8 protein-coding genes and 1 tRNA gene are annotated in these 10,084 nt (G+C 39.6%); 4 read left to right on the top strand and 5 right to left on the bottom strand.

The genetic code is table 11. From position 1 onward, the window contains the following. Positions 1 to 237: 237 nt before the first annotated feature. Positions 238 to 2,154 carry a DNA mismatch repair endonuclease MutL gene (gene mutL, locus V7137_RS09265; RefSeq protein ID WP_335697820.1) on the bottom strand — a complete coding sequence of 639 codons (1,917 nt, stop codon included), beginning with the start codon at positions 2,152 to 2,154 and terminating at the stop codon, positions 238 to 240. Between the two features lie 12 nt (positions 2,155 to 2,166). Further along, on the bottom strand, positions 2,167 to 4,767 hold the full coding sequence (gene mutS / locus V7137_RS09260; RefSeq protein ID WP_335697819.1) for a DNA mismatch repair protein MutS: 2,601 nt from the start codon (positions 4,765 to 4,767) through the stop codon (positions 2,167 to 2,169). A 213-nt stretch (positions 4,768 to 4,980) separates the two neighbouring features. Here mutS and V7137_RS09255 point away from each other — a divergent pair, with 213 nt between their 5' ends. The 3 genes from V7137_RS09255 to V7137_RS09245 all read left to right on the top strand — a co-directional run bounded on the left by V7137_RS09255 (position 4,981) and on the right by V7137_RS09245 (position 7,204). Then, on the top strand, positions 4,981 to 5,724 hold the full coding sequence (locus V7137_RS09255) for a YwaF family protein (RefSeq protein ID WP_335697818.1): 744 nt from the start codon (positions 4,981 to 4,983) through the stop codon (positions 5,722 to 5,724). Positions 5,725 to 5,938: 214 nt separating this feature from the next. Then, positions 5,939 to 6,012 (top strand) — tRNA-Arg (locus tag V7137_RS09250). Positions 6,013 to 6,187: 175 nt separating this feature from the next. Next, positions 6,188 to 7,204 carry a tyrosine-type recombinase/integrase gene (locus V7137_RS09245; RefSeq protein ID WP_335697817.1) on the top strand — a complete coding sequence of 339 codons (1,017 nt, stop codon included), beginning with the start codon at positions 6,188 to 6,190 and terminating at the stop codon, positions 7,202 to 7,204. A 236-nt stretch (positions 7,205 to 7,440) separates the two neighbouring features. Here V7137_RS09245 and V7137_RS09240 read toward each other — a convergent pair whose 3' ends face one another. The 3 genes from V7137_RS09240 to V7137_RS09230 form a co-directional block, all read right to left on the bottom strand. Further along, complete coding sequence (locus V7137_RS09240) at positions 7,441 to 7,653, bottom strand: hypothetical protein (RefSeq protein ID WP_335697816.1); 213 nt, start codon at positions 7,651 to 7,653, stop codon at positions 7,441 to 7,443. Between the two features lie 498 nt (positions 7,654 to 8,151). After that, on the bottom strand, positions 8,152 to 8,394 hold the full coding sequence (locus V7137_RS09235) for a hypothetical protein (protein WP_335697815.1): 243 nt from the start codon (positions 8,392 to 8,394) through the stop codon (positions 8,152 to 8,154). A 100-nt stretch (positions 8,395 to 8,494) separates the two neighbouring features. Continuing rightward, entirely contained in the window at positions 8,495 to 8,764 is a 270-nt protein-coding gene (locus V7137_RS09230; RefSeq protein WP_335697814.1) for a hypothetical protein, read from the bottom strand. A gap of 579 nt (positions 8,765 to 9,343) precedes the next feature. On the opposite strand from V7137_RS09230, the gene V7137_RS09225 reads away from it, so the two are divergent. Further along, entirely contained in the window at positions 9,344 to 9,490 is a 147-nt protein-coding gene (locus tag V7137_RS09225; protein WP_335697813.1) for a hypothetical protein, read from the top strand. Positions 9,491 to 10,084 lie beyond the last annotated feature (594 nt).

Raw genomic sequence — 10,084 nt, 5'->3', positions numbered from 1 at the left:
CTACGTGACCGAGTTCAATAGTTTCCCTCGAGTTCGGTCACATAGAACCTTTCTACGTGACTAGGTTCAGTAGTTACCCACGTGACCGAGTTCAATGGTTACCCTCGGGTTCGGGCACATAGAACCTCTCTACCTGACCAGGTTCAGTGGTTACCCTCGGGTTCGGGCACGTAGAACCATCCAAATTATTACTTTAAAAAAAAGAACGTCCCCTATTAAAAGGAACATTCTTCTCTATTACATAACTCGCTTAAACATTTTCTCCATCTCATAGATCGAATAATGAACAATTATCGGTCTGCCATGTGGACAGGTAAAAGGATCAGAAGCTTTTCTTAGGTCATCCAAGAGAGCTTGGATTTCGTCATTTCGTAAATGGCGATTTGCTTTAATCGATGCCTTACAGCTCATCATAATCGCTGCTTCCTCACGAAGTTTCTTAATATCTACCTTTTTCATTAATAGTAGCTGTTCGATCATCTCTTCAATAATCTGCTTTTCTTCCCCTTTTGGAAACCATTGCGGATGGGATCGGACAATAAAACTATTTAACCCAAATTCCTCAAGAAAAACCCCGACCTTTTCGAGTTCAATCTGATATTCGTTGATTTTCAAGAATTCATCCGTCGAATATTCAAAGGTTAAGGGCACCAGCATTTCTTGTAGCTCGGGATGAACCTGACCTACTTTTTCCCGAAAATATTCATACTTTAACCGCTCCTGGGCAGCATGCTGATCAATGATATACAGCCCATTTTCATTCTGAGCAAAAATGTAGGTTCCATGCATTTGCCCGATCGGATATAAGCGTGGAACTCTACTCTCCGCCACACTAGTATTAGGTTCTATCTCATCTTCATGGTGTTCAATGACAAGGTCCTCTTCAACAGGTTCTTCTTGGGTATCACTAAAAGGGTTAATAGAATGCCAGTTATCTTTTTCCTCTACTCCGGCTATTTCCAGCTGGGGAGGGACTTTTGTAAAAGGTGTTTTCACCGGCACCTCTAGCCATGGACGTTTCTCATGAACGATTCCTGTTGATTCTGGACGGTACCACTCCAATTCATTTCGTTCAGTTGGAGGTGGTGTTCCTTCATCTAGGGCTAACGAAGTCTGTTCTTCCTTCGGAGCAACCTTTTTCACTGCTGTATAGGCTGTCGGGATCAGGATTTTCGATTTAAACTCTTCTTTTATCATTGTTGTAACTAATGCATTCAATTCCGCTTCTTTACTAATGCGAACCTCCATTTTCGAAGGGTGAACATTGACATCAACAAGTAAAGGGTCCATTACAATATTAAGGAGGACAATTGGGAACCTCCCGATTGGAAGCAACGTATGGTATCCTTCTTGGATCGCCTTGGCTAATGGATAGTTTTTTATAAAACGGCCATTAATCATCGTTGAAATATAGTTTCTTGACGCTCTGGTTACCTCTGGCATTGAAGCAAATCCAGTAATTTTGTAATCGAGCGATTGGCCGGAAATAGGCACAAGCTGTTTGGCGATCGCCATTCCGTAAATGGATGCCAGCACCTGACGAACATCACCGTTTCCATTTGTTTGCAGCAGTTTCCTGTCGTTATGAATGAGGCGAAAGGCAATCTCTGGGTGGGAAAGCGCGAGACGATTGACGACGTCCGTGATATTTCCAAGTTCGGTATGAATCGTCTTCATATACTTCAAACGAGCCGGTGTGTTGAAAAATAAATCAGTAATCGTGATATCAGTGCCACGTCTGCTCGAAGCCTTCTCAAATATTTCGACTTTGCCACCTTCAATGACCAAGCGGTTTCCGGCTCCTTCACCCGTAGAAGTTTTCATCTCGAGCCTAGAAACAGAGGCGACACTTGGCAGGGCTTCCCCTCGGAAACCAAGTGTCCTGATTCGGAACAAATCATTTTCATTCTTTATTTTTGAGGTGGCATGGCGTTGAAAGGCGAGTAAAACATCCTCTTCCTCGATCCCATACCCATTATCGGTAATGCGGATTTTCGCAAGTCCTGCTTCTTCTACCTCAATTTCAATTACTGTGCTGCCAGCATCTATTGAATTTTCAACCAGCTCTTTTACCACAGAAGCAGGGCGCTCAACTACTTCCCCCGCTGCGATTTTATTCGATAGGGCATCATCTAATTGAATAATTTTACCCATGCGATTCACCCCTTACTTTAACTTTTTCTGGAACTCATACAACATGTTGATCGCTTGAAGTGGTGTTAAATCTAATATATCTAATTCCTTCATTTTATCTATCACACGTTTCTCTTTAGAGGACAGTTCTTGTTTTTTCACATCTTTCGGTTCATCGAAGAAAGATAATTGGGCAGGTTGTTCCTGAACTTGCTCCACCTTAACTGCTTCCGTTTTCGGCTTGACTTCCTGGGTATCAGACTGCTCAAGTGCTGTTAATATTTCATTAGCACGGCTGATTAAGTCTGAAGGCAGCCCCGCCAACTGGGCAACATGAATACCGTAACTCTTGTCAGCTGGTCCTTCTTTTATTTTATGAAGAAAAACGACTTTTCCATTATGCTCAATCGCACTGACATGGATGTTTTTTAACTTGATCAATTCTTCCTCTAAAACCGTTAATTCATGATAATGGGTGGAAAAAAGTGTCTTCGCTCCAATATTGGTGTGAATATATTCAATGATCGCTTGAGCAAGGGCCATTCCATCATAAGTCGAAGTCCCACGCCCAATTTCATCAAACAAGATTAAGCTGTTTTGCGTGGCATTTGAAATCGCATTTTTGGCTTCGAGCATTTCAACCATAAAAGTACTCTGACCTGAAATTAAATCATCAGCTGCACCAATGCGGGTAAATACTTGATCAAAAATCGGCAGTACTGCTTCGGAGGCTGGGACGTAACAGCCGATTTGGGCTAATATCGCGACCAAAGCGATTTGGCGCATGTAGGTACTTTTCCCTGACATATTCGGACCCGTGATTAATAAGACTTCACGTTCGCTGTCCATAAAGCAATCATTAGGAACATATTCCTGTGCGTTCAGTACCTTTTCAACCACTGGATGACGGCCTTCCTTTACGACGACACTGCCTTCCATTGAAAACTGTGGTTTTACATAGTGGCGGTCCTCACTTACTTGAGCGAAGCACTGCAGAACATCTAGTTCACTAACCGTTTTTGCCAAGGCTTGTAAACGTGGAATCTGTTCCTTTATAATCTCGCGAATTTCTGTAAACAATCCATATTCCAGTTCACTACTTTTTTCTTCTGCTTGTAAAATTAATGCTTCTTTCTCTTTTAAATCTGGTGTAATAAACCGTTCCGCATTGGATAACGTTTGTTTCCGCTCATACTGCCCTTCTGTTAAAAGATGCAGGTTTGCACGAGTAATCTCAATATAGTAACCAAAGACGCGGTTATAGCCAACCTTTAGTGACTTGATACCGGTTTTCTCCCGTTCTTCTCGTTCCAGCTGGGCAATCCATGATTTCCCGTTCCGACTTGCATCACGGTACTGATCAAGCTGGGCATTGTACCCGTCACGAATTATATTTCCTTCTTTTAAGGAAAGCGGTGGATTTTCAACAAACGCCTGCTCCAAAAGATCAGTAATTTCTTCACAAGGATCAAGAAGTTCAGCGATTTGGTCTACCTTTTCATTCTTCATGCCATTAAGGATTTGTTTTAAGTACGGCACCTGCATTAATGAACGCTTCAATTGGACCAAATCACGTGCATTGATATTGCCAAAGGCTACTCTTCCAGCTAATCGTTCTAAATCGTAAACTTCTTTTAACTTTTCACGAAGTTCCTGACGCTCAAAATAATAAGACAGCAGAACTTCCACTATAGATTGACGAGATACAATTTCATTTTGACTGATTAACGGACGGTCGATCCAGTGCTTTAACATCCTGCCGCCCATCGCGGTCATCGTCTCATCAAGCAGCCATATTAATGACCCTTTTTTCCCTTTGGAACGAATTGTTTCCGTTAATTCAAGATTACGCTTTGAATAATAATCTATTTTCATAAATTGATGGATTTGATAGGTGGTGACTGGCTGAAGATGGTCAAGACTTCTTTTTTGTGACCGGTATAAATAATTAAAAAGCCGCGCGATTGTTACCTTTAATTTTTCTTGATTCAAATCTTTAAGCAGATGAGAAAAATTCATATCTATTGAACTATTATCTTCAAATGAAATCGCTAGAACGTCGCGTTCACGAAGTTTCTTTTGCCATTCTCCGTCAAAATTGCCAGCGACAACTACTTCTTTTGCACTTAAGACAGCTAATTCATTTAAAACTTCGTCAAAATTATTGGATAGAAGTGTTACTCGGCTTTCACCGGTTGAGATATCATTGTAGGCAAACCCATAGGTTTCATCATCAAAACTAGTAATCGAGGCAATATAGTTATTCTCTTTATCAGTTAATCCCTTACCCTCCATCACTGTGCCAGGTGTGATCAATTGGACAACTTCCCTTTTCACCATACCTTTGGTCAGCTTCGGGTCTTCCGTTTGTTCACAAATGGCTACCTTATGGCCTTTAGAAATCAGCTGTTCAATATAGTTGGCAGCAGCATGGTATGGAACACCGCACATCGGAATCCGGTCGTCACTCCCACCCTGTCTGCTTGTTAAGGTTATTTCTAATTCTTGTGATGCTTTAATGGCATCATCAAAAAACATTTCATAAAAATCGCCTAAGCGAAAAAATAAAAAGGCATCTTGGTAATCTGCCTTAATTGTTAAGTATTGTTGTATCATCGGCGTATATGCAGCCATAATGACCTCCACTATTTAAAGACTTTCGATTTTCTTCGACAAATTATTATAACACATTTCTAGAGGACATTATTAGGAAGAAAAATCCTAATTATAATCATGAGTAAACAGGATATAATTTATATTTGTAAGAGGTGTAAAAGCAAATCCATCGAATATAATTACATATAAGTAGAATTCTAAATTAGGAATCTTTTGAACAGGGGTGGTTAAATGGATGGAGTGTTTGGACGCAGTTTCAAAAACTATGATTTTGAAATGTTTTCAATCAGTCATATTGTAATTATTGCAATCTTACTCCTCATTTCTGTCTGCCTTTTCCTATTTAGAGATAAAATGAAAACAACTGAATGGAGACGAACGGAAATCGGGGTTGCTGTATCCCTAATCATAATAGAAGTTTCCTATCATTTATGGATGCTCATGACGGGAAGTTGGCAAGTCAGTCACGCCATCCCATTAGAATTATGCAGTATTAGTCTGATTTTAACCGTTATTTTATTGTTAACGAAGAAAAAAATAATCTATGAAATTTTATTATTCACGGCATTATTAGGCGCATCACAGGCATTACTCACACCATCATTAAATTATGACTTCCCGCATTTTCGGTTTTTCCATTTCTTTTATACCCATTTGATGGAAATCTGGGTGCCGCTTTATTTTACATGGGTTAAGGGATACCGACCAACAATCTGGTCTGTATTAAAATTATGTATCTTTTTGAATGTACTCATGCCGATTATTATGCTGATCAACAAACTGGTGGACGGAAATTATATGTTCTTAAGTCATAAACCTGACAGTGCAAGTTTATTAGATGTTTTAGGCCCCTACCCTTGGTACATTTTATCACTCGAAGGTTTATTAATTGGGCTAAGTTTGATCGTCTGGTTGTTATTTCGTGAAAAAACTGCAAAAAGAATCGAAGTGGCCAGAAACTTTCCGTTCCAATAACACCAACTTTTTTATTGACCTTTTGCCATTAACAAATTATAATAAATAACGTTCCTAATATGTGTCTCAGTAGCTCAGCAGGATAGAGCACGATCGAATATGCTTCATTGATTTACTTCAGCGTACTGATCGAGCTGCTACTTGAATAATCTTTCTGAGATCAGGACGACACTTCTAATTGTGTGTTCGGAACAAAGTATTTTCCTCTTCATTTGTCTCAGTAGCTCAGCAGGATAGAGCAACAGTTTCCTAAACTGTAGGTCGGAGGTTCGAATCCTCTCTGGGACGTACTCATTAGAAAAACGCTATGTATCGCGGTTTGTCATCCGTCAATCAATACGGTGACAATGCGGTGACATGGCGTTTTTTTTGTAGTCTGTAGGACGTGGTTTTTGACGCTGTAGGACATCGAGTGGTGAACGTAGGACACTTGCGGCTGAATTACAGAAGGGGCTAAAACCATATGAAACGTAAGTTTATTTGCGAAAGAGGGGCCCCAGCAGCGCCACAAGTCCGAAAGCCTCGGGAAGTCTTATATACCATTGAGGAGGCCATCGAAATCTTTATTCGCGCTAAAACAGCGGAAGGAGTACGGCCGGGAACACTTACTGGATACCACGATATTTTCCGTTATTTTCGGCAATGGTTAGACATGGACATCACGAATGTTAATGAAATTACCGCGGACAATATACGCGACTATATTAATTACCTTCGCACGGAAAGAACGCCTCAACGGAAGCGCAACGGTAAAGGATTATCTGTACACACTATTAATATACGGATTCGTGGACTGAGTACTATGTTTCGTTTTCTGTTTAACGAAGGAATAATTCAGAATAATCCCATGCAGAATATTTCACAAGTGCGCGACGATGCCCATGATGAGGTGCCAGGCAAACCTGACGAGCAAATAGAAGCTATCCTCGCCTCTTATGACGATAGGCAGTTCGCACAATGGCGTGATAAGACTCTAATACTACTACTACTCGACACTGGCCTTCGGATCGGTGAGGCACTGTCATTAACCGCATCTCAAATTGATTTCAAAGACTTAACTATAATCGTTCCGTCTAAAATCTCAAAGAATCGTAAGTCCCGCGAGATACCCATTAGCCGAGAGGTCGCTAAGAGAATGCAGCTTTTAGATGGAACGCAGCAGTATTTCGGTGAGGACGCTCAGTTGTTCGTGAACGCTTATGGTGAGGATTTTACCGACGATGTCATCTGTCGTAGGTTAAATCGATTAAAGCGTAAATTAAACATAACGAAGCTCCACCCGCATATGTTCCGCCATAATTTTGCGCGGAATTATGTATTAATTGGCGGAGATATATTCACCCTTCAAAGGATACTCGATCATGCGGACATACAAACTACGCGAAAATATGTTCAGATGGACAATGAGCATATTCGCGAGCAACATAATAAGTTTTCGCCTGTTCGCAATATTATGAAGCGTAATGGCATTCGAACGTAAAAAAAAGCCGTCCGAAATTGGGCGGCCTTAATCAAAGAACGCAGAAACCGAAATATCTCCGTCTTTACTTTCCGTACTATACCACTCTTGACCTTCATACTCTTCTAATTCCGCATGATGATGCCATTTTTTCACTTTAGAGACTTAAATAACTATATTTTACATAAAAGTAATTACTCTCGTCTTTCTTGGTTTGAAATATCCTCTTTCGTTTCATCCCAATAAAAAGCACCCGATTATTCGGATGCATACTTAATTATTCCATGTAAATAAACCGAGTATTCTCGCTGTACACATTCTCTTAACTTGATTTTTCCTTCACTTTCTAATTCTCCAACCCATTCTTCAATCTTTTTTTCATCTTCTTTTGTAGCTTTAGGAATCTCTGTTGAAAAGAAATTACCTCGACTTGCATTGTGTAGATTTTTTAATAAACCAACTTTATTCATTGGGTCATCCCCTTTATCTATTATTTTCGACATATAGGAGGTTTTCTCCTTTGATATCAATAATTTTCTCGAGTTTTCTTATTCAGCTAACTGGTGCTTTTGTTAAATTACAGAACCTGACTTTAGTTTCGAAATGTACGTAGGGAACGAGAAAGAGGGTTATATTTCCGGACTAGTCAAAACAGGTGAAAAAGCTCAACTTCGTTACGAAGAGATGTTGGATGGTCAAGTTTTCTTTAATTTACAATAAAATTTATTTAAAAAAACAGCAAGATAACTTCTGCTGTTTTAAATTTGAATAATAGATTCATAATCAGTATAAAGAATTGTCCGTTAATTCTGCTGTGTTTTTTGTATACAATTGTCTTAAGTTATCTGTAAACGCAAGCGATCGCATGTACTAACGTAACAATAATGAACAAGCAGCAACTTAAGTACTATATTAAAGGTAACCTAAGAAAGCGCAAATTAACCCGCGGCTTTTTTAGGTTCACGCACTTAAATCGACATGCCGCTTGCATTTCGTACGCCGATTCGTGACGTTGAGCCGTCAGACCTGCCGTAAATTAAAAAAGCATCGCGAGGTCCGGCCGGATGTGTTCCCGAAAAATCGTTAATGACCAGGTCCGAGCCAGCAACATCCTCCGCTACTAATTCTTCACTATCTTCGCTACCTACCGAATAAAAAGCATACACCAATATCACGGCCATACCGCCCGAAATAAAGCTGATCCAACTCACTAAACGTCCTCCCATCCGCTCAATACGAAGTTCAGCTCACCGTTATTGTTAACGACAACTACGCGGTAGATTGCTCATCAATACTAATTGATATTTAACCTTAAACTTCATACTTTGATGCTAAAAAAAACAACAATACATAGGAAAGCATAAGTGTCTCGAATATTAAAAACATGATAAATGCACCTTTAACCTTTCGGTGAATCAACCAAGGTATGAAATTTGGTATTGCATGCAAGATACACAGAAATCTAAAATTCGACCAGTTTGCACCATCTTCTGAATCAGTCAAAAGCATACCGGTTGGTAGAAAAAATAACATCAATGCACCTACATTAAAAAATATGAATGTCAAAATCCCTTTTTTCATCATCTCTCTCCTTCGCCATGGAAGTCTACCGTAGCCCCACTTCCCTTCATAAGTATTTCGATTGCTTACGGCTAGTTCCTGCGAGTAATTACGACAGTTATGTGACCACCTAGTTTGAAAAATATTGCGCTAATTGAAAACGTCAAAAACCCACCTTTTTGCCAGGCAGGTTGGGGGTCTGTGGGTTTTGTTGGATATAAACGTATATCTAAATCAATCCGATTGTATAACGTATTCAAGATTATTACGTAAAAGATTTATATCGAGTAATAATGTGGATATACAAACCGCGTCATACCAACGTTTGTTTACTACGAAATATTATCCGTTATGCAATATCTTATACATCCGCATACCTACGCCCTTTGCCTCGCCAGTAGCTCCGTTATTTCCCAGCGTTTATGTATAATGAATGAAGGTTCATATTACGGAAAGCTGCGCGTTAAGCTAGCGATCGGGCCACGTTTCGACAACCCATTGAGTTTGACAAGTGCTCATCCCCGTACGCGGATTCGCTGATGATTAATCTGATTGTAAGGTATAGACTTTTCGGGCATTCTAGAATTAGGAGGTGCTCTCATGTCTTGGTGGATATACACTCATTTTATTAACACTATTTGGTTTCTTATGTTTATGATGTCGATTCCAGGTGCTTTTGGACTTTATTTAATTTATTCAAATATAAAACAAAATAAGCAAGATAACGAGGATAGTCAAAATCAATAGCCCCGCGGTTATCTTAAATATTACGCCACCTTACCCGCCCCTATCGCAATATACAGAGTTCCTTCTATTACATATCCGAGTATTCAACTAGGTAATGTCTGTGTTAATCTACGACAGTAACTGCGCACACATCTTCGAATGCCACCCGTTCATATTCGCCAGGCTTTTACTAGCGAAGACATAACGTAAAGTTTCCTAAACTGTAGGTCGGAGGTTCGAATCCTCTCTGGGATGTAAAGCCTTTAAAACACTGATATTATCGCATTTCTGTCGGATTTTACTTTCCGGTAAGAGATCATTAATATCAGTGTTTTTTTGTCTGACTGTAGGGCTTGTATAAATGTATATAAAGGATACCGCATTGTAGAACGAGGACCTAAAGCTAGGTAAAAAGCCCCTAACAAAAAGGGGCTCTAAGGTGGAATGTTTATAAATTATCTTTTTTACTAGCACCATTTTTAAGAAGTCGATTTAAAAATCTTTTAGATATTATATTGACTAATGAAATTATTACGAAGCCTAAGAAAAATACAACGTATCCCCATAATCCCACGATAGCATCTTGAAATTCCATGTTACCTCTATTAGTAATTG

Source organism: Neobacillus drentensis, assembly GCF_036962765.1.
GTDB lineage: Bacteria > Bacillota > Bacilli > Bacillales > Cytobacillaceae > Neobacillus > Neobacillus drentensis_C.
This window is presented reverse-complemented; position numbering and strand designations above follow the sequence as displayed.